This is a genomic window from Mycolicibacterium houstonense (assembly GCF_900078665.2).
GTDB classification, from domain to species: Bacteria; Actinomycetota; Actinomycetes; order Mycobacteriales; family Mycobacteriaceae; genus Mycobacterium; species Mycobacterium houstonense.
The window spans coordinates 4,758,989-4,777,209 of the sequence record NZ_LT546207.1; the positions used below are offsets into that span (position 1 = coordinate 4,758,989).

21 protein-coding genes are annotated in these 18,221 nt (G+C 68.6%); 13 read left to right on the forward strand and 8 right to left on the reverse strand.

Going from position 1 to position 18,221, the window contains the following annotated elements; all coding sequences use genetic code 11:
* The first annotated feature begins 23 nt into the window (after window positions 1-23).
* Window positions 24-509, forward strand: coding sequence for a GNAT family N-acetyltransferase (locus tag BN4332_RS23850; RefSeq protein WP_066901958.1), 486 nt, complete (start codon window positions 24-26; stop codon window positions 507-509).
* A 3-nt stretch (window positions 510-512) separates the two neighbouring features.
* Here the strand turns inward: BN4332_RS23850 and BN4332_RS23855 are convergent, their stop codons facing one another.
* Window positions 513-2,060, reverse strand: coding sequence for an acyl-CoA carboxylase subunit beta (locus BN4332_RS23855; RefSeq protein ID WP_066901959.1), 1,548 nt, complete (start codon window positions 2,058-2,060; stop codon window positions 513-515).
* Between the two features lie 48 nt (window positions 2,061-2,108).
* Between BN4332_RS23855 and BN4332_RS23860 the strand changes: the two genes are divergently transcribed.
* A complete protein-coding gene (locus BN4332_RS23860) occupies window positions 2,109-2,549 on the forward strand; it encodes a PPOX class F420-dependent oxidoreductase (RefSeq protein WP_066901960.1) in 441 nt (146 codons plus the stop codon).
* Window position 2,550: 1 nt separating this feature from the next.
* On the opposite strand, the gene lipE is transcribed toward BN4332_RS23860, so the two are convergent.
* From lipE to BN4332_RS23880, 4 genes are read right to left on the reverse strand one after another with little or no spacing between them, the layout of a single operon-like run.
* On the reverse strand, window positions 2,551-3,795 hold the full coding sequence (gene lipE, locus BN4332_RS23865) for a lipase LipE (protein ID WP_200820342.1): 1,245 nt from the start codon (window positions 3,793-3,795) through the stop codon (window positions 2,551-2,553).
* Window positions 3,792-4,277, reverse strand: a complete 486-nt coding sequence (locus BN4332_RS23870) for a peroxynitrite isomerase (RefSeq protein WP_066901961.1) — start codon at window positions 4,275-4,277, stop codon at window positions 3,792-3,794. Before BN4332_RS23870 ends, lipE begins: the two co-directional genes overlap by 4 nt.
* Window positions 4,278-4,333: 56 nt before the next feature.
* Complete coding sequence (locus BN4332_RS23875; RefSeq protein WP_066901962.1) at window positions 4,334-4,969, reverse strand: SRPBCC family protein; 636 nt, start codon at window positions 4,967-4,969, stop codon at window positions 4,334-4,336.
* Window positions 4,966-5,316 carry an ArsR/SmtB family transcription factor gene (locus BN4332_RS23880; protein ID WP_066901963.1) on the reverse strand — a complete coding sequence of 117 codons (351 nt, stop codon included), beginning with the start codon at window positions 5,314-5,316 and terminating at the stop codon, window positions 4,966-4,968. Before BN4332_RS23880 ends, BN4332_RS23875 begins: the two co-directional genes overlap by 4 nt.
* Window positions 5,317-5,410: 94 nt before the next feature.
* Between BN4332_RS23880 and BN4332_RS23885 the strand changes: the two genes are divergently transcribed.
* The 5 genes from BN4332_RS23885 (at window position 5,411) to BN4332_RS23905 (ending at window position 9,871) form a co-directional block, all read left to right on the forward strand.
* The gene (locus tag BN4332_RS23885) at window positions 5,411-5,956 is read left to right on the forward strand and encodes a hypothetical protein (RefSeq protein WP_066901964.1); all 546 of its coding nucleotides are present in this window, start codon (window positions 5,411-5,413) and stop codon (window positions 5,954-5,956) included.
* A gap of 117 nt (window positions 5,957-6,073) precedes the next feature.
* Entirely contained in the window at window positions 6,074-7,474 is a 1,401-nt protein-coding gene (locus BN4332_RS23890) for a PepSY-associated TM helix domain-containing protein (RefSeq protein WP_066901965.1), read from the forward strand.
* On the forward strand, window positions 7,467-7,961 hold the full coding sequence (locus BN4332_RS23895) for a copper chaperone PCu(A)C (RefSeq protein WP_066901966.1): 495 nt from the start codon (window positions 7,467-7,469) through the stop codon (window positions 7,959-7,961). The genes BN4332_RS23890 and BN4332_RS23895 overlap by 8 nt, the downstream gene beginning before the upstream one ends.
* Window positions 7,954-9,162, forward strand: a complete 1,209-nt coding sequence (locus BN4332_RS23900) for a Dyp-type peroxidase (protein WP_066901967.1) — start codon at window positions 7,954-7,956, stop codon at window positions 9,160-9,162. The genes BN4332_RS23895 and BN4332_RS23900 overlap by 8 nt, the downstream gene beginning before the upstream one ends.
* A gap of 40 nt (window positions 9,163-9,202) precedes the next feature.
* Entirely contained in the window at window positions 9,203-9,871 is a 669-nt protein-coding gene (locus BN4332_RS23905; RefSeq protein ID WP_066901968.1) for a GNAT family N-acetyltransferase, read from the forward strand.
* A gap of 10 nt (window positions 9,872-9,881) precedes the next feature.
* On the opposite strand, the gene BN4332_RS23910 is transcribed toward BN4332_RS23905, so the two are convergent.
* Entirely contained in the window at window positions 9,882-10,481 is a 600-nt protein-coding gene (locus BN4332_RS23910) for a TetR/AcrR family transcriptional regulator (protein ID WP_066901969.1), read from the reverse strand.
* A 113-nt stretch (window positions 10,482-10,594) separates the two neighbouring features.
* On the opposite strand from BN4332_RS23910, the gene BN4332_RS23915 reads away from it, so the two are divergent.
* Genes BN4332_RS23915 through BN4332_RS23940 form a run of 6 tightly spaced genes read left to right on the forward strand, consistent with a single transcriptional unit; the run spans window position 10,595 to window position 16,686 of the window.
* The gene (locus BN4332_RS23915; protein ID WP_066901970.1) at window positions 10,595-11,590 is read left to right on the forward strand and encodes an NAD-dependent epimerase/dehydratase family protein; all 996 of its coding nucleotides are present in this window, start codon (window positions 10,595-10,597) and stop codon (window positions 11,588-11,590) included.
* Window positions 11,587-13,818 (forward strand): acyl-CoA dehydrogenase family protein, encoded by a 2,232-nt coding sequence (locus BN4332_RS23920; RefSeq protein ID WP_066901971.1) that lies wholly within the window; start codon window positions 11,587-11,589, stop codon window positions 13,816-13,818. Before BN4332_RS23915 ends, BN4332_RS23920 begins: the two co-directional genes overlap by 4 nt.
* A 9-nt stretch (window positions 13,819-13,827) precedes the next feature.
* Window positions 13,828-15,048 carry a thiolase family protein gene (locus BN4332_RS23925; RefSeq protein WP_066901972.1) on the forward strand — a complete coding sequence of 407 codons (1,221 nt, stop codon included), beginning with the start codon at window positions 13,828-13,830 and terminating at the stop codon, window positions 15,046-15,048.
* Window positions 15,049-15,053: 5 nt separating this feature from the next.
* Entirely contained in the window at window positions 15,054-15,476 is a 423-nt protein-coding gene (locus BN4332_RS23930; RefSeq protein ID WP_066901973.1) for a Zn-ribbon domain-containing OB-fold protein, read from the forward strand.
* 44 nt (window positions 15,477-15,520) lie between these two features.
* Window positions 15,521-15,799, forward strand: a complete 279-nt coding sequence (locus tag BN4332_RS23935) for a hypothetical protein (RefSeq protein WP_074133167.1) — start codon at window positions 15,521-15,523, stop codon at window positions 15,797-15,799.
* Entirely contained in the window at window positions 15,796-16,686 is an 891-nt protein-coding gene (locus BN4332_RS23940; RefSeq protein ID WP_066901984.1) for an SDR family NAD(P)-dependent oxidoreductase, read from the forward strand. The genes BN4332_RS23935 and BN4332_RS23940 overlap by 4 nt, the downstream gene beginning before the upstream one ends.
* Here BN4332_RS23940 and BN4332_RS23945 read toward each other — a convergent pair.
* Together BN4332_RS23945 and BN4332_RS23950 are read right to left on the reverse strand one after the other, a co-directional pair.
* Window positions 16,683-17,357 (reverse strand): enoyl-CoA hydratase-related protein, encoded by a 675-nt coding sequence (locus BN4332_RS23945; RefSeq protein WP_066901974.1) that lies wholly within the window; start codon window positions 17,355-17,357, stop codon window positions 16,683-16,685. The two genes, BN4332_RS23940 and BN4332_RS23945, sit on opposite strands and share 4 nt — an antisense overlap.
* Complete coding sequence (locus BN4332_RS23950) at window positions 17,354-17,986, reverse strand: TetR/AcrR family transcriptional regulator (RefSeq protein WP_066901975.1); 633 nt, start codon at window positions 17,984-17,986, stop codon at window positions 17,354-17,356. Before BN4332_RS23950 ends, BN4332_RS23945 begins: the two co-directional genes overlap by 4 nt.
* Window positions 17,987-18,221: the final 235 nt, after the last annotated feature.

Genomic DNA, 18,221 nt, shown 5'->3' on the forward strand with positions numbered 1-18,221 from the left:
AATGGTGGTCGTATGGTCGGGACGTGGAAATCCGCGCCGCAACAGCCGATGACATCGTCGGCATCGCACCGTTCTTCCGGGCCATCGTGGCCGACGGCGAAAGCTACACGTACCCCGACGATCTGACCGACGAACAGATCGCGGAGGCGTGGCTGGCCCCCGAACCCGGGCACACCATCGTCGCGGTGGAGGACGGCGTCATCGTCGGCACCGCCCGGATGGGGCCGAACAAGCCGGGGCGCGGGGACCACGTCGGCACCGCGAGCTTCATGGTGGACCCGGGCTCCTCGGCGCGCGGCGTCGGCCGGGCCATGGCCCGGTGGATGATCGATTGGCACCGGGAAAACGGTTACCGGGCAATACAGTTCAACGCCGTGGTCGAGACGAATGTGCGCGCTGTGGCGCTCTGGCAGGACCTGGGCTTCCGGATCATCGGCACCGTCCCGAAGGCCTACCGATCCCGGACCCACGGTCTGGTCGGCCTGCACATCATGTACCTGGAGCTCTGACGGTCACCAGGTGTCGACGAATCGGCCGGGGGCCGAACGCCGTTCGTGTGCCGTGGCGGTGGCCAGCGTGGCAGCGATCAGCGTGCGGGTGTCCGCCGGGTCGATGACGTCGTCGATCTCGAAGATCGCCGCGGAGTTCAGCGCCCGGGCGTTCTCCTCGGCGGCCGCAGTGGCCGCCCGTACCGCCTGTTCGCGCTCATCGGGGTCGGCGATGGCCGCCAGCTCCTTGCGCAGACCCAGCCGGACCGCGCCCTCCAGGCCCATCGGACCCAGATGCGCACCCGGCCACGCCACCGTGAGCACCGGCTCGTGCAGGCTGCCTCCGCACCTGGCCTGCGCCCCAAGGCCGTAACCGCGCCGCAGGATGACCGCCACCAACGGCACCGTGAGCGCCGCACCGGCCACCAGCAGCCGTGAACCGCGCCGCACCAGGGCCTCGGCCTCGGCGGCCGGTCCGACCATGTAGCCCGGGCAGTCCACCAGCGACACCACCGGCAGGCCGAATGCGTCGCACAGCTGAAGAAACCGGGCGGCCTTGTCGGATGCCGCGGCCGTGATGGCGCCCGCCATCACCATGGTGTTGTTGGCGATGACGCCGACGGGTCTGCCGTCGATCCGGGCCAGCGCGGTCACCATCTCCGGGGCGAACTTCTGCCGCAGGAAGGTCACCGAGCCGGCGTCGGCCAGCGTCTCGACGACCGGCGCCACCGGATAGGCACGCCGGGCGCGTTCGGGAACGATTGTGCGCAGGGCGCTTTGGTCGGATGCCGGCCCGGGCTGGGTGGCCCCGGTGAAATAACCCAGCAGCTTCCTGGTGGTGGCGACCGCCTCCGCCTCATCGGCCACCACGACGTCGACCACACCGTTGGCTGCCTGCACCGAGATCGGGCCGACGTCATCGGGTGCCACCTCGCCGAGGCCGCCGCCGGCGATCATCGCGGGGCCACCCATGCCGATCGAGCTGTCCTCGGTGGCGACGATCAGATCGGCCGCACCGGCGATCACCGCGTTTCCCGCGAAACACCGGCCCTTGACCACCGCGATCCGCGGCACCACGCCGGACAGCCCCGCCCACAACGCGAACGCCCGGACCTCCAGCGAGGACACCGTCGGATAGTCGGTGTCACCAGGACGTCCGCCGCCGCCTTCGGCGAAGAACACCGTCGGCAGCTGCATCCGCTCGATGAGCTCGAACAACCGGTCTTTCTTGCGGTGGCCCACCGCACCCTGGGTGCCGGCCAGCACGGTGTAGTCGTACGACAACACCGCACATGCGGCGCCGCCGACCCGAGCCGTTCCGGCCAGCAGCCCGTCGCCCGGTGTGCGTTCGATGAGGTCGTCGAGACTGCGACGCCGCCGCTGCGCCGCGATCGCGAAGCGCCCGTACTCGACGAACGATCCGTCATCGACGAGGTCGGCGATGTTCTCCCGCGCGGTGCGGCCCCCGGCGGCGTGGCGGCGGGCAACGGCATCGGGTCGGCCGGCGTCCTCCGTCAGCGCCCTGCGGCGCAGCAGCTCGGCAAGGTCGTCAGGGATGTGATCGTCGGGCATCGGCAGGCTCCTGGAATAGCGGGCGCGCGGTCGGAGGTTGCGCACGATGTGACCGCCACCTCATCTAACTCGTTTGACCCGCATGACCTGCTGGCCGAGGCCCGGTTGGGCGTGTTGGCCACCATCAAGTCCTCCGGTATCCCGCAGCTGTCGCCCGTGACGCCGTTCTACGACCGCGCTGCCGGCGTCATCCACGTGTCGATGACCGAGGGCCGCGCCAAGACGGTCAACCTGCGTCGTGACCCTCGTGCCGCGCTGGAGGTCACCAGTGCCGACGGCTGGGCGTGGGCGACGGCCGAAGGGCCGGTGACCCTGACCGGACCGGGCACCGATCCGCACGGACCGGAGGTGGAGGCGCTGGTCGACTACTACCGGCGCGCCGCAGGCGAGCACCCCGACTGGGACGAGTACCGGTCGGTGATGGTCTCTGATCGCCGGGTGCTGATGACGTTGACCGTCGAGCGGGTGTACGGAGAGAAGTTGCGCTGAGTCAGCCGACCGGAATCTCCGCCGCGATCCGGTCCAGTACCGCCGGATAGCGGTTGGCCTCCCGGTGTGCGCCGGGCTTGCCACTGCTGACGATCGCGGCGGACAGGCTGCGCTGCGGATCGGCCCACACCGCGATGTCGACGAGGCCGGTGTGGCCAAACGCCGAAGGAGTGTTGCGGCCGAACGGCCCGAAGCGTTTCCCGCCCAGCATGTAGCCGGTGCCCCAGCGCATGGGTTTGAGCCCGGTCGCCACATCCGGGCGCATCCGCCGGCAGGGCGTGGTCGCGGCCTGCAGGGTCTCGGGCTTCATGATCCGCACACCGTCGAGTTCGCCTCCGCGGCGCAGGATTTCGGCGAACCGTGACAGTTCATCGGCATTGGAGACGGTGGTCGACGACGGGATGACACTGGTGAGGAACAGCGGGGTGTTGCTCAGCGGGATGATGCGGTCCAGCGTCCCGCCGACCGCGGCCCGGAACGCCGCCGCGATCGGTGCGGGCAGCGGCTTGCCGGTGACGTGGCTGGGTGCGACCAGCGGAACCTCGTCGGGTTTCACGCCGTAGTTGGTCCACCGGAATCCCAGCGGCTCGAGGATCTCGGTGGCCAGGATCTCGCGGATGTTGCGCCCGGTGGCCGCCGAGACGATCTCGCGGACCAGCGGCCCCCAGGTGAGCCCGTGATAGATGTGCACCAGGCCGGGTCGGTAGACGGGTTTGAGCAGCGCCAGCTGTTCGCGGGTGTACTCGCTGTCGTCGACGCGGGTGACGTCGGGACGTGGCCCGGTGTGGATCGGTACGCCGGCACTGTGGGTGATCACGTGCCGGATGGTGGTGCGGTCCTTGCCGTGGCTGGTGTAGCTCGGCAGGTAGTCGCAGACCCGGTCATCGAGGGAGAAGTGCCCCTGCTCGACGAGCATGTGGACGACGGTGGTGCTGATCGCCTTGGCCGCCGAATAGACGCAGAACGGGGTCTGGGTGGTGACGGGAATCTTCTCGGCATCCGGGGCTTCGTCGGGGCCGTTGCCCCAGCCGTGGCCGATCGCCCGGTTCAGCACGGTTTTCCCGTTGCGCCGCAAGCACACCTGGATGGCCGGGTGCATGCCGGACCCGTACCAGTACCGCACCGATTCCCAGATCCGCTCGACGGCTCGCGGATCGATCTCGGAATGGTCCTCGTCGCCGATGTCGGTAACCGCGTCCAGGTCGGACGGGAGGGCGATCTTGCCGGTCAGTACGGGTTGGCTCATTCGCTCTTCCTGGTCAGCGTGGCGGAAAGGTGGTGTTGCAGTGGTTGCCCGACGGCGCCCATCTGTACGTCGTAGGTGAGTTGGTCACCGTCGACATGGATGGACCGCGCCAGGGCCGCAACGTTTTTGGCCGATGCCGTGAGTCCGATGGTGGTCGCGGCCAGTTCCATGTCGATGCGCCCGTCGACGACGCGCACCGTGCCTTCCTGGATCTCGGTGATACCGGTCGGGTGCGCCAGCACCCACTCGACCCGGCCCGGCTCCGGGACCCGGAGGTATCCGGTCTCGGCGTGCAGCGGGCGGCCGTCATCACGCGCCTTGGTGCGTTGGCTGTAGCTGAGGAACGGCTTGCCGACGTGGCCGAAGCTGATCTCCTCGAGATACTCGAACGACTCGATCGTCGGGTACTCACCGGCACCGGGTCCCGACCAGGTGCCGAGCAGGGGAGCCAGCACGGTCAGGTTCGGGTGGAGGTCAGGCACACCGACAGGGTACGGCGGTGGTGTGGTGGGGCCGCACCGCGCGCCGTCCATCCAGGTCAGCTCGCGGTGTATGCCTCGCTGGTGCGATCAGCGGCGGCGCGGGCCTGCGCCGGGTCCTCGCCGGCAGCCAGATCGGCCTGGTACCAGAGTTCGCTCGCGGACCTCATGAACTCGTGGCCCTCGGGGCTGGCGGCCCAGGCCGCCCCTTCTTCCGGTGTGATGCGCTCGCCGCCGCTCAGGTATCCGGCCAGGCCCAGAAGCGCGGAATCCCAGCCGACCCCGACCGCTCCCGGGCCGAACTGCAGCCAGAACTCGTCCTGGTCATCGGCGTGCATGATGTGGTCGAGCGTGAAGGTGGCGGTGTTCTCGGATTCGGCCGTGATGGTGACCTCGACCCAGCTCGTGGCCCCCATGGCCTCCCAGGTCGTGGTGAAGGTGCGGGGTGGGTCGCAGCTGAGCACCTCGCCCGAGGCGTTGCCTTCCAGCTGGAAACGTCCGCCCAGCCGCAGGTCGCCGGAGATGGGCAGGAACCAGCGGGGGATGCGTTCGATGCTGGTGCAGGCATCCCACAGGTCGGCGGCGTCGGTGTCGTAGGTCTGGCTGACGGTGACGACGCGGGCCTCGCGGGCTTGGAAGGTCTTGCTGCCGACGCTGCGGCGCACGGCGTTGAGCTGGTGCTGGACGTCGATCATGAGGTGGCCTCCTTGTTGGTTCTTCTTCGTTGCCGCTTGCCGCGTGCGATCTCGGTGGCGAGCGCATCGAGATGCGGTGTCCAGTTGCGCCGGAAACCTTCCAGCCACCGGTCGACCTCGCGCAGCGGTGCGGTGTCGACGCTGTACAGCCGACGGGTGCCTTCGGCCCTGACGCTGGCGAAACCGTTGTCGCGCAACACCTTGAGATGCTGCGAGACCGCTGGCTGGCTGATCTCGAACTCGGCGCGGATCACCTCGGTGATGGCGCCGGACGACAGCTCATCGGTCTGGATGAGCTCCAGGATCCGCCTGCGCACCGGATCTCCGAGGATGTCGAAGGCGTGCACGACACCAATTTAGAAGCTCGTACTTATATAAGTCAAGCCTGAATAATGGTCGACGCGGGCGGCCCGGCGAAGGCCGCACGGTAAGGTTCCGCAGGTGAGCACGTCGGTCAAGCATGCCGCGCACCTGCGCGGCGGCCTGGTCGGTGCGTGCTCGGCACTCACGGCGACGGTGGCTCACACCGCGGCCGGCGGCATGGCGCCGACGAGTAGTCCGCTGATCGTCCTCCTGCTGTTGTGCGCGGCGCTCGGGGCGGCCGTGGGCGGACTGTCCCCGCAGACCAGGGCCGCCAAGACCGGCCTGCTGATCGCGGGACTCGGAGCGGGGCAACTCCTCGGACACGTGGCGCTGGCGGTGTCCGGCGGACATCAGCACCATGCGGTGTCGCTGCTCAGCGCGCCGATGGCCGGCCTGCACCTCGCGGCTGCGGTCGGCCTCGGGCTGGTGATCGGCATGGCCGAGTACCTGTACGTGGTGTGCGCGTCGGTGCTGAGCTGGCTGCGGATCTTCGCTGCCGCGCGGCTCCAGCCATCGGTCCTCATGCTCTGGTGGCCTTCGAATGTGGTTGTGGCGCGGCCTGTTCTGCTGCGCGCCGGTCTGGGAATGCGGGCACCGCCCGCGGTTTCCGGCCTGGGTGTCTGACACCCGCACCTTCACCTGACCCGTCGTGAGCGACGGGCCTTTTCCGTTTTGCGGAACTCCTGGGCGCGCCCGCGCGCAGCCTCCTGGTTCTTTCACGTTTCATTCGAAGGCACTTCCATGACCATCACCCCCGACGATCAAGTGCGCGAGGAATCGCCTCCGCCCGTCAAACCCCATTCCATCCGCCCGCTGCTGGTGCGGCTGCACTTCTACGCAGGCGTTTTCGTGGGCCCGTTCATCCTCATCGCGGCCGTCACCGGTCTGCTGTATGCCCTGATCCCGCAGATCGACAAGTTCGTCCACCGGCATGAACTGACCGTCGAACAGGTCGGTTCCCAGCGGCTGCCGTTGGCCGACCAGATCGCGGCGGCCCGGCATGCCCACCCCGAGGGCACGGTGGAGAGCATCCGCCCACCGGTGGAGCCCGACGAGACCACCCAGATCCGGCTGCTGGTCGGTCCGGAATTCAAGGACATCCCGCCGGATTACTCGCGGACCGTATTCGTGGATCCCTACACCGGCGAGGTGCGGGGTGCCCTGACCACCTACGGGCAGTGGATGCCGGTCCGGGCCTGGTTCGATGAGCTGCACCGCAACCTGCACCTCGGCGCGTTCGGCCGCAACTACAGCGAGCTCGCCGCCAGCTGGATGTGGGTGATCGCGCTGGCCGGGCTCGCGCTCTGGGTGATGCGGCGCCGGGAGAACCGCACGATGCGCAACCTGGTCGTGCCCGACCGGACGGCCTCGGGGCGACGTCGCACGCTGTCCTGGCACGGCGCGGTGGGCGTCTGGACCATCGCGGTGTTGCTGGCGTTATCGGTATCGGGGATCACCTGGTCGCGTTACGCGGGGGAGACGGTCAACGGCATCCAGGCCCAGCTGAACACCACCGCCCCCAGCGTCGATACCGCGCTGTCTGGTGGCGGCGCCGCCCAGGCGTCGCATCACGGCCACCACGGAGGCACGACCGAACTACGTGGCGCGGACACCGTGCTGCGCACCGCCGAGCAGGCCGGGCTGCGTGGCCCGATGTGGATGTACCCGCCCACGGAAGCGGAACAGGCCTGGCAGGTGGCCGAGCGCAAACGTGATTGGCCCACCCGTGCCGACGCGATCGCCGTCGACCCCGATTCGGGGGCCGTCACCGACCGGGTGAACTTCGCGTCGTGGCCCCTGTTGGCCAAGCTCACCGACTGGACGATCGACGCTCACATGGGTCTGCTGTTCGGCGTCGCCAACCAGATCGTGTTGGCCCTGACAATGATCGGCCTGATCACGGTCATCGTGCGCGGATACCGGATGTGGTGGCAGCGCAGGCCGACACGGGGCTCGGACTGGGCGGTGGGACGCCCACCGCTGCGCGGGACGCTGCGGCAGCTGCCGCCGTTGGTTGTCGCGGCGGTCGTGGTGGTCGCGGCCGTGATCGGCTGGGCCCTGCCGCTGTTCGGCCTCAGCCTGCTGGTGTTCCTGGTCGTGGATGCCCTGGTGGCGATGTGGAAGAGGAAAGCAGATGCGTAAGGGCGCAGTACTTCTCGCGGCGCTGGCGTTGGGTATGGCCGGCTGCGCCGAGACCCATGAGAACGAGCGAATGGCCGATACGGTCCAGGTGAGTGAGCAGTGGGCGAGCGCGGCCGACGGCGGGATGACCGCGGTCTTCGGCACGGTGACCAACACCGGGCACCACGATGCGCGGATCGTCTCGGCGACCTCGCCCGCCGCGGGCATGGTGGAACTGCACGAGGTCGTCAGCGACGGCGCGGGTTCGAAAACCATGCGGCCCAAGGACGATGGTTTCACCGTCCCGGCCGGTGGTACGCACGAACTGGCTCCCGGTGGCGATCATCTGATGCTGATGGACCTGAGGGAACCGCTGCAGCCCGGCGCCGACGTGCCCGTCACGGTGAGGTTCGAGGACGGATCGTCGCTTCCCGTCACCGCGCAGGTGCGTGATTTCGCCGGCGGCAACGAGAACTATCAGTCGCCGTCCCCGCACGGACATGGCTGACCCGTCTCGCCTGTCGGTCAACCGGCGGCGTCTCCTCACCGGGGGCGCCGCCGCGCTGGCCGCAGGAGCCGTGCTCGCCGAATCCGCTGCGGCCCATTCCGCCACCGTGCCACAGGGTTTCGGGGTCGACGTGGAACCGTTCCACGGACCACACCAGGCCGGCATCGCCACCGCACCGCAGGCGCACGGCCTGTTCGTGGCCTTCGATGTGATGACGGATGCGCTGCGTTCCGAGCGGGAAACCGTCGCCGCGATCATGCGGTTGTGGACGGCCGACGCGGCCAGGCTGACCCGCGGTGCCCCCGCGCTGGCCGACACCGAACCCGAACTCGCCACTCGCCCAGCCAGATTGACCATCACGGTCGGTCTGGGGATCGGCCTGCTCGACCGGATCGGGCCGCCCGGCTCCCGGCCGCCCTCGGCGCGGGAGTTGCCGGCCTTCGATGTGGACCGATTGGAGGACCGGTGGTGCGGCGGTGACCTGCTGTTGCAGATCTGTGCGGACGATCCGGTGACGGTGGCCCATGCCAGCCGGGTGCTGACCAAGAACGTGCGGTCGATGGCCGTGCCGCGCTGGCGGCAGGCCGGGTTCCGGAACGCCCGCGGCGCCGACGCCACCGGCACCACCATGCGCAACCTGATGGGACAGGTCGACGGCACCGCGAACCTCACCGCGGCCGACTTCGACGATCTGGTCTGGATGTCCGGGCAGGTTCATCCAGGGCTGGTAGGCGGCACGTTGATGGTGATCCGGCGCATCGCGATGAACCTGGATACCTGGGATGAGCTCGACCGCCAGAGCAAGGAGTTCACCGTCGGGCGCAGGCTCGACACCGGGGCCCCGCTGACCGGAACTCGCGAGACCGACGAGCCGGATTTCGAGCTGGCCCGCAACGGAATTCCGGTGATCCCGGAGAACTCGCACGTTGCGCTGGCCCACCATCGCGGCACCGGGGAACGGTTCCTGCGCCGGCCCTTCAACTACGACGATCCGGCCGAGCCGGGACAGACATCGAACACCGGGTTGATCTTCGCCACCTTCCAGCGCGACATCGACGAGCAGTTCCTGCCCGTGCAGCGTCGTCTCGCCCAGTTCGATGCGCTGAACGCGTGGACCACCGCAATCGGGTCGGCGGTGTTCGTCGTGCCCGGCGGGGTGCGAACGCCGGATGACTACCTGGCACAGCGGTTGCTGGAATGATTTCGCGCGCCGTACAGATTGCTGATCTACGCTCGCGGGTATGACCGATCACGACAAGGCCGCGGCCCGGCGCGAAATCGCCGACGCTCTGCTCAACGCCCTCAACCGGCGCCACGAAGTCCTCGATGTGATCGTGGATGCCGACGATCGCCCGGCCGCAGTCGACGCGGTCGCCGGGTTGCTCGGGACCTCGCACGCCGCCGCCGAAGCCGTGGTGGGGCTGTCGTTCGCGCAGATCACCAAGGACTCCCGGCGGGCGATCGCCGCCGAACTCGACGACCTGAACACCCAGCTCAGTTTCACGGTGTCCGAGCGACCGGCCGCCTCGGGCGAATCGCTGGAATTACGGGCGTTCGATCCCGATGCCGACCGCGACGTGTTCGCCGCCCGCACCGCCGATGTGGGTGCCTCCGGGGACGGGACGGGTGCTCCCGCGGCCGAGGTGGACGACGAGATCCGCGCGGCACAAGCCCGGGTGGACGCCGAAGAGGCGGCCTGGTTCGTGGCGCTGGAGGGTGACCAGAAGGTCGGCATGGTGTTCGGTGAGTTGACCCACGGCGAGGTCAACGTCCGGATCTGGATCCTTCCCGAATTTCGCAAGCGCGGGTACGGGACGGCCGCGCTGCGCAAGTGCCGTTCGGAGATGGCGACGTACTTCCCGGCGGTGCCGATGGTGGTTCGCGCGCCAGGGGCGGTGCCCGGAGCCTGACCGGGTCGGGTCAGCTTTCGGGCTGCGAGCGAATGCTCGCGACGACGGTGCGGGCCGTGGTTTCGGCGCGTCGCCGGGTGTAGTTCTGTCCCTCGGACAGGATCGGGTACACCACGCCGCCGAGTAGCGCGTCGGCGGCGGCGAGAGCGATGTCGGCGTCGATGTGCTCGGCCAGCAGCCGGGTGCGCACCGAGTCGATCAAGGGCCGGCTGAAACCGGCGCGCAGCCGTGCCGCGGTGTCCTCGTGCTCCAGTGAGGCCGCGGTCAGGGTGCGCAGCATGGCGTTGCCACGTTTGGTGGTCAGGGCTGAGGCGAGCGTGCCCGCCCAGGACACCAGGTCGGCGGTGAGGTCGTCGGTGTGCGGCATGGTGGCCAGGATCTTGTCGGCATCCTCCAGCAGCACGTCGGCCACCAGAGCCGGTCGGCTCGGCCACCAGCGGTAGATGGTCTGTTTGCCGACGCCGGCGCGGGCGGCGACGGCTTCGATACTCAGCCCGTCGAAACCGCGTTCCAGCAGCAGTGCGCGGGTGGCATCCATGATGGCCACCCGCGACTTCTCGCTGCGCCGCCGCGGGGGCGCAGCCTCCTCGGTGGATGGGGTCATCGGCATGTCCTCGTCGGTCTGCTGCAGGGATCTTTACACGGAAAGCTACCCGCCGTAGTCTCCCACAAGACGAGACGTAGCGTCTCGTGAAATTGGATTATCGACGAACGCAAGGGCGCATGGCAACAAAGAAACTGGTCATCGGGGCCAGCGGCTTCCTCGGATCGCATGTCGCCCGGCGGCTTGTCGAGCGCGGCGAGGACGTTCGGGTGCTCATCCGCAGCACCAGCTCCACCCGCGGCATCGACGACCTCGACGTCGAGCGCGTCCACGGTGACATCTTCGACGCCGACTCGGTGCGCGCCGCGATGGACGACTGCGACGTGGTCTACTACTGCGTCGTCGACGCCCGTGCCTGGCTGCACGACTCGGCCCCGCTGTGGCACACCAATATCGAAGGGCTGCAACAGGTATTGGACGTGGCGGTCGAGGCAGGTCTGCGAAAATTCGTGTTCACCAGTTCGATCGCCACCATCGGGGTGGCCGAATCCGGCTGCGCCACCGAGGAGTTGCCGCACAACTGGCTCGATGTCGGCGGCGACTATGTGCACACCAGGGTGCTCGCCGAACAGATGGTGCTGCGGTACGCCCGTGAGCACGGATTGCCTGCCGTGGCGATGTGTGTCTCCAATACTTACGGCCCCGGTGACTGGCTGCCGACTCCTCACGGCGGTCTGGTCGCGGCAGCGGTACGGGGCAAGCTGCCGTTCTATGTGAAGGGCGCGGCGGCCGAGACCGTCGGGATCGCCGACGCCGCGGAGGCGCTGGTCCTCGCGGGTGAACGCGGCCGGGTCGGTGAGCGCTACATCGTGTCGGAACGTTTCATGACGTCCCAGGAGATCTACCAGACCGCTTGCGCCGCGGTCGGTGTCGACCCACCGCGGCGCGGGGTACCGATCCGGGTGCTCGCGGCCGCCGGCGCGGTGGTCGATCCGGTGGCCCGGCTGTTCAAGAAGGAGAACCAGCTCAGCCCGCTGACCGTGCGCCTGATGCACGTGATGTCGCCGATGGATCACGGCAAGGCGGTCCGCGAACTCGGCTGGCAGCCCAGACCGACGACAGAGTCCATCGCCGAAGGCGCGCGATTCTTTGCGGCCAGGAGGCGCCGCGCATGACGACGTGCCACGTATCCATCGCTCTGACTCCCGAGCAACGGCAGCTGAGTGAGGCGGTCGCACGCTTCGCGGCCCGGCACGCACCGATCGAGGCGACTCGCGCCGGCCTGGACGCGCTGGCCGAAGGCCAGGTGCCGTCGTGGTGGAGCGCAATGGTGGACAACGGCTTTCATGCCGTTCACCTGCCGGAGGCGGCAGGGGGCCAGGGCGGCGGGCCCGAAGACATGGCCTGTGTGCTGGAGGCCGCGGGCTCGGCGCTGCTGCCCGGGCCGTTGCTCAGCACGGCGATCGCCGGCGCCGCGGTGGCATCCGCTGCGGACAGCCCGGCCGCCGCGATGCTGCTCAAAGAGATCGCGGCCGGCACCGGCGCCGCCGTGGTATCTGATCGGCACGCCGACTTCCAGGCCCGGCGTGACGGTGACGGCTGGCGGCTGACCGGTTCGTCAGGTCTGGCCCTCGGGCTTTGTTCGGCGCAGCGGGTCGTGGTGCCCTTCGCCGACGACACCGGTGCCACATTATGGGCGGCGCTGGATCCGGCTGCGGGACACGTCGAATCGCGGCAAGGTACCGACCTGACCACCGATCTGGGTGTGCTGCGGCTACACGATCACCCAGTGCCCGACGCCACCGTGCTGACCGGGCTGGATGCCGACCGGGTCACCTGCCTGACCGTCGCATTCACCGCCGCGGCGGCCGCAGGCATCACGCAGTGGTGCGTGAATACCGTCACCGAGCATCTGCGCACGCGCGAGCAGTTCGGCAAGCCGATCGGCACCTTCCAAGCGTTGCAGCACAAGGCCGCCATGCTGTTGGTCAACAGTGCGCTGGCCACCGCGGCGGCGTGGGATGCGGTACGGGCGCTCAGCGGATCGGCAGACCGTGACCAGCATCGGCTCACCACGTGTTCGGCCGCGGTGATGGCGGTCATGCCGGTTCCCGGGCTCGTCCTCGAGACACTCACCATGCTCGGCGCGATCGGCTTCACCTGGGAACACGATCTACACCTGTACTGGCGCCGGGCCACGAGCCTGGCGGCCTCGATCGGCCCGGTGTCGCGGTGGACCCGGCTGCTCGGCGACCTCTCGGCGACCCGTGAGGTGACCGTGAACCTCGGTGACTCCGATGCCGAATTCCGTGCCCAGGTGGGCGACGTGCTCGACCGCGCGCTGACGCTGTCGGACAACGGTTTCGGAAGCCAGGGCGACTATCCGGAGTTCGCGGTAGGCCCGCGGCGCGAGCTGCTGGCCGATGCCGGGTTGATCGCCCCGCACTGGCCCGCACCCTGGGGACGCGATGCCACCGTGCGCCAGCAGCTCATCGTGGACGAGGAGTTCGGCAAGCGCGCCGGCCTGGTGCGCCCGTCCGTCGGCATCGCCGAATGGATTCTGCCCAGCCTCATCGCAGCCGGATCCGAGGAGCTGCGACAACGTTTCGTCCCCGCCACCCTGCGTGGCGACCTGTCCTGGTGCCAGCTGTTCAGTGAGCCGGGCGCCGGCTCCGACCTGGCCTCCCTGAGCACCCGGGCCGTCCGGGTCGATGGCGGATGGCGCGTCAACGGACACAAGATCTGGACCTCGCTGGCGCACCGCGCGGATTACGGTGCGTTGCTGGCCCGCACCGATCCGGATGCCCCCAAGCATCGCGGCATCGGCTACTTCATCCTCGACATGCGCTCGCCGGGCGTCGAATTCCGGCAGATCACCCAGTCCAGCGGGCGGGCCGAGTTCAACGAGGTGTTCCTCACCGACGTCTTCGTCCCCGACGAGATGCTGCTGGGCGACCCGGCGTCGGGCTGGCAGCTGGCGATCAGCACGATGGCGCACGAACGGGTCGCGATCAGCGGGTACGTGAACATCGACCGGATGGGCGCGTTGCGTGACCTCGTCCCGGTCAGCCCCGATCCGGATCCGCTGCTGCACGCGATCGGCGAGATCGACGCCTACACCAATGCGCTCAAGGCGTTGGGGGTGCAGGAGACCCTGCGCCTGCTGGACGGGCAGCCGCCGGGGCCGACGTCGAGCATCGCCAAGGTGGCCACCAACGTGATGCTGCGCCGGGCGGCCGAACTCACACTCGGACTCACCGGCCCGCTCGCACTGGAACAGGACAGCCAACCGGCCGTGGTGGCGCCCTATCTCGACCTACCCGCCGAGTTGATCGGCGGCGGCACCACCGAAATCCAGCTCAACATCATCGCCCAGCTGATCCTGGGCTTGCCCCGAAAGTGAGGTACGCCAATGGGAGCCCGTAGGGGATTGCAGGGTGAGGCCGCCATCGTCGGCTATGTCGAACTGCCGCCGGAACGCTTGAACAAGGCGTCTCCGGCCCCGTTCACCTTGGAACAGTGGGCGTTGCTGGCGGCAGCCGCCCTGGAGGATGCCGGCCTCTCGGCCGAGCAGGTCGACGGCATCGTCACGTCGCACCTTGGTGAGTCGGAGATCTTTGTCCCCTCCACCGTCGCCGAATACCTGGGCGTACGAGCGAACTTCGCCGAGCTGGTCGATCTCGGCGGGGCCAGCGCCGCGGCCATGGTGTGGCGGGCCGCGGCCGCCGTCGAACTCGGGCTGTGCGACGTGGTGCTGTGCGCGCTACCCGCGCGCTACATCACGCCCACTTCCGAGCTGAAGCCGAAGCCGTTGACCGATGCGGTGTTCTTCGGCTCGTCCAGCAACCAATTCGGCTCGCCGCAGGCGGAATTCGAGATTCCGTACGGCAACCTCGGGCAGAACGGCCCGTACGGGCAGGTCGCGCAGCGATACGCCTACGAGTACGGCTACGACGAGCGGGCGATGGCCAAGATCGTGGTGGACCAGCGGGCCAACGCCAACCACACCGACGGCGCCATCTGGAAAGACACCCCGCTGAGCATCGAGGACGTGCTGGCCAGCCCGGTGATCGCCGATCCGCTGCACATGCTCGAGATCGTGATGCCGTGCGTCGGTGGGGCCGCCGTCGTCGTGGCGGGCCCCGAGGTCGCCGCGCGGGCGCGCAACCGGCCGGTGTGGATCAAGGGTTTTGGCGAACACGTGCCGTTCAAGACCCCCACCTACGCCGAGGAGCTGCTGGACACGCCGATCCGTAAGGCGGCCGACACCGCGTTCGGGATGGCCGGGTTGACGCGCGGTCAGATGGACATGGTCTCGATCTACGACTGCTACACCATCACGGTGCTGCTCAGTCTCGAGGACGCCGGGTTCTGTGAGAAGGGCAAGGGCATGTCCTTCGTATCCGACCGCGACCTGACCTTCCGCGGCGATTTCCCGCTGAACACCGCGGGCGGCCAACTCGGTTTCGGGCAGGCAGGTTTGGCCGGCGGCATGCACCACGTGTGTGACGCCACCCGCCAGATCATGGGCCGTGCCGGTGCGGCTCAGGTCACCGACTGCAATCGTGCCTTCGTCTCCGGCAACGGCGGCATCCTCTCCGAGCAAACCACCCTGATCCTGGAAGGCGACTGAAACCGATGACCGGATTCGCCCGGCCCATGCCGGTGAAAACCCCTACCAGCGCACCGTTCTGGGATGCCCTCGCCGAGCACCGCGTCGTCATCCAGTACTCACCGTTGACGCAGGCCTACGTGTTCTACCCGCGCGTGCTGGCGCCTCGCACGCTGGCCGACGACCTTGAGTGGCGGGAGATCTCGGGCATGGGCACGCTGTATTCGTTCACCGTCGCCCGGCGTCCGGTGGGCCCGCATTTCGCCGACGCGGTTCCGCAAATGCCGGCGATCGTGGAATGGGATGAGGGGCCACGGTTCTCCACCGAGATGGTCGACATCGCACCCGAGGACCTCAGCGTCGGGATGCGGGTGAAACCGGTGTTCTGTGACTATCCGGATGCGTCTGATGGGGCCGGTGTGACGATGCTGCGCTACACGCGGGCTTGATCACATCACTTGGCAGGAGGCTCACAGCGGAGGAGTATGGAGTCATGCTAACAATACGAAAACTCATGGGGTCAGTGTTCGTAGCGGGAGCCGCGGTGGCGATTGCAGCGGGGCCGACCGCCGCACTCATGGCAGATGCGCCAACTCCGACAATCAGTGCTCAGCCCAGTGGAAGCGGCGATGCCGGTGGCGGCGGTGGCTGTGACAGCGGACCCGGCTGGAACGGCTGTGGTGGCTGGAATCCCGTCCAGGGTGGCTGGGGCCACGGCTGCTGGAACGGTATCTGTGGTGGCTGGGACGGCCAGCGCGGTTGGGGCAACTGACCACAAACTGGACGCCCGGTCGACTCGGCGATCTGACCGGTAAGCGCATCATCGTCACCGGGGCGACCAACGGCGTCGGCCTCGGCACGGCCAGAGCGCTCGCGCGCGCCGGTGCGCATGTGATTCTCGCGGTGCGCAACACCGCCCTGGGGCGACAACGTGCCGGCGAGATCGGCGGCTCGACCGAGGTGATCGAGCTGGATCTCGCCGACCTGGCCTCGGTGCGGGCCTTCGCCGCGCGCCTCGACGGTGATGTCGACGTGCTGATCAACAACGCCGGAGCGCTCAGCCAGTACCGCACCGACACCGTCGACGGTTTCGAAATGACCATCGGCACAAACCTGCTCGGGCCGTTCGCGCTGACGAATCTGCTGTTCGACCGGGTACGGACGCAGATCGTCAACGTCGGTTCCGACGCGCACAAGTCCGCGACGCTGCGGCTGGACGACATGCACCTGCGCCAGCACAAGTGGACCGTGATGGGTGCCTACGGCCGGTCGAAGCTCGCGGTCATGTTGTGGGGCCTGGAACTCGACCGCAGGCTGCGCGCCGCGAAATCACCGGTGGTCACCCAACTCACGCATCCGGGATGGGTGGCGTCCAACCTGCCGAACGTCTCCGACAAACCGTTGATGTCGGCCGTGCAGCGCGGCGTCAAAGCGGTCGCCGATGTGTTCGCCAACGACATCGACGCCGGGGCGGCGCCCACGTTGTATTGCCTGAGCGAGCCGATCCCACCCGGGAGCTACGTCGGAGTCGACGGCCGGTTCGGGTTACGCGGTGGCCCGGTGCTGATCGGGCGCTCCGCGGTGGCCTGTGATTACGAACTCGCCGCGGGGGTGGTGGAATTCGCGGAACGGGAGACCGGCACCGCCATCCCGGTCTAGTTTGCGTCCTCCGGCTGGGTGGCCGTCAGCGCCTGGGCCGCCGGGCCGAACATGACCTGCTTGATCGCGCCCAGGGTGCCGGAGTCCTTACCGCCCAACGGACGCAGCAACGCGGTGGCCGTCGTGGTCACCGAACCCTCGGGCGCGGTGGCGTCGACCAACCCGTGGGCATGCGCGTCGACACCGCCGAACCGGCGCCCGGTGGTCATCGACGCGACGGCCGCCTGCGGGGTGAGCTTGGCCTGGATCAGCGCGGCCATCCCGGGGGTGAACGGAATCCGGATGTCCACCTCGGGGAAGCAGAAGAAGCCGCGATCGTCGCGCATCACCCGGAAATCGTGGGCGATGGCGAGCATGGCGCCCGCACCGAAGGCGTGGCCGACCACGGCGGCCGCCGTCGGGACCGGCAGAGTCAGCATCCGGGCCAACAGGCCCTGTACCCGGCTGACGTACCAGGGACCCTGATCACTGTGGGCGCCAAGCCAATCCAGATCCAGTCCGTTGGAGTAGAACTTGCTGTCGGCGGTGGTCACCAGGCCGTGGACACCCTTGGCCAGGATCGTGTCGAGGTGCGCGTGCACCTCGTCGAGGAACTCGGGGGAGAACCGGTTCTCGTCGTCGCCGAGGTCGAGGATGGCGATGTCGCCGTCGTAATCCAGGGTTGCGGTCATGAGATTCCTTTCGTTTGAGGGGTTTTCGGGGTTGCTTTCGGGGCCGGTCCCACTGCGAGCACGGCCGCCACGGCCGCGTTGAGATGCTCGCGGGCAGTCGGGTCGGCGAGCCGGTTACGGTGCAGCAGGATGGCCGTCGGCAGGTCCACGATGCACGTCGTCACGGTGTCCACCGCGGCCCGGTCGCGCCGGTGCCAGGTGGCCATCGCGAGTTCGATCATCAAATCCACCAACCGCTTCTCCAGGTCGCGGATCTGCTCGGCGAGGTCGTCGGCCAGGTCAGTGCCGAGCACCTGGTCTCGGCTGATCTGCAGGAGCAGCCGGGCCGAGGCCGGGTGCTGTTCGGCGAAGTTGACCGGCGCGTAGGCGGCGGCTGCGATCGCATCGTCGCCCTTGCCTGCGGCGTCGACGAGTTCACGTTGCAGGGTCAGGAACCGGCGCCCGGCGCGCAGCCAGACCTGGCCGAGCAGGCCGGCCCGGGACCCGAAGGAGTGATACAGCGCGCCGTTGGACAGTCCGACCGCCTCGCTGATGGCGCGGATCGTCACCGCTGCCGGCCCCGAGTGCACGGCCAGCGCTTCCGCGGCATCGAGAACCGCATCCGGGTCGTAGACACGAGGGCGTGGCACCGCGTCACGATAACAGAGCAATCGCTCTGTTATCTATGTAGCGGTTGACGAGGACTAAGGTGACCCTTAGTTTGTGGGGGTAACTTTCCGTGGAGGTAGTCGTGGCCGCATCCGGTGCTCCCGCGCGAGTCGGCGGGCGCCCGCCGCTCATCGCGGTCACCGACATCGTCGAGGCCGGCCGCGAGCTCGGCCTGCGCAACCTGAACATCAATGCGGTGGCCCCGAAACTCGGCGG

What these genes read in the sequence shown, in the direction of transcription:
- BN4332_RS23855 (WP_066901959.1), bottom strand. Translation starts at nt 2,060, where the DNA reads ATGCCCGACGATCACATCCCTGACGACCTTGCCGAGCTGCTGCGCCGC.
- lipE (WP_200820342.1), bottom strand. Translation starts at nt 3,795, where the DNA reads ATGAGCCAACCCGTACTGACCGGCAAGATCGCCCTCCCGTCCGACCTG.
- BN4332_RS23875 (WP_066901962.1), bottom strand. Translation starts at nt 4,969, where the DNA reads ATGATCGACGTCCAGCACCAGCTCAACGCCGTGCGCCGCAGCGTCGGC.
- BN4332_RS23890 (WP_066901965.1), top strand. Translation starts at nt 6,074, where the DNA reads ATGACCATCACCCCCGACGATCAAGTGCGCGAGGAATCGCCTCCGCCC.
- BN4332_RS23895 (WP_066901966.1), top strand. Translation starts at nt 7,467, where the DNA reads ATGCGTAAGGGCGCAGTACTTCTCGCGGCGCTGGCGTTGGGTATGGCC.
- BN4332_RS23900 (WP_066901967.1), top strand. Translation starts at nt 7,954, where the DNA reads ATGGCTGACCCGTCTCGCCTGTCGGTCAACCGGCGGCGTCTCCTCACC.
- BN4332_RS23905 (WP_066901968.1), top strand. Translation starts at nt 9,203, where the DNA reads ATGACCGATCACGACAAGGCCGCGGCCCGGCGCGAAATCGCCGACGCT.
- BN4332_RS23910 (WP_066901969.1), bottom strand. Translation starts at nt 10,481, where the DNA reads ATGCCGATGACCCCATCCACCGAGGAGGCTGCGCCCCCGCGGCGGCGC.
- BN4332_RS23915 (WP_066901970.1), top strand. Translation starts at nt 10,595, where the DNA reads ATGGCAACAAAGAAACTGGTCATCGGGGCCAGCGGCTTCCTCGGATCG.
- BN4332_RS23920 (WP_066901971.1), top strand. Translation starts at nt 11,587, where the DNA reads ATGACGACGTGCCACGTATCCATCGCTCTGACTCCCGAGCAACGGCAG.
- BN4332_RS23925 (WP_066901972.1), top strand. Translation starts at nt 13,828, where the DNA reads ATGGGAGCCCGTAGGGGATTGCAGGGTGAGGCCGCCATCGTCGGCTAT.
- BN4332_RS23930 (WP_066901973.1), top strand. Translation starts at nt 15,054, where the DNA reads ATGACCGGATTCGCCCGGCCCATGCCGGTGAAAACCCCTACCAGCGCA.
- BN4332_RS23935 (WP_074133167.1), top strand. Translation starts at nt 15,521, where the DNA reads ATGCTAACAATACGAAAACTCATGGGGTCAGTGTTCGTAGCGGGAGCC.
- BN4332_RS23945 (WP_066901974.1), bottom strand. Translation starts at nt 17,357, where the DNA reads ATGACCGCAACCCTGGATTACGACGGCGACATCGCCATCCTCGACCTC.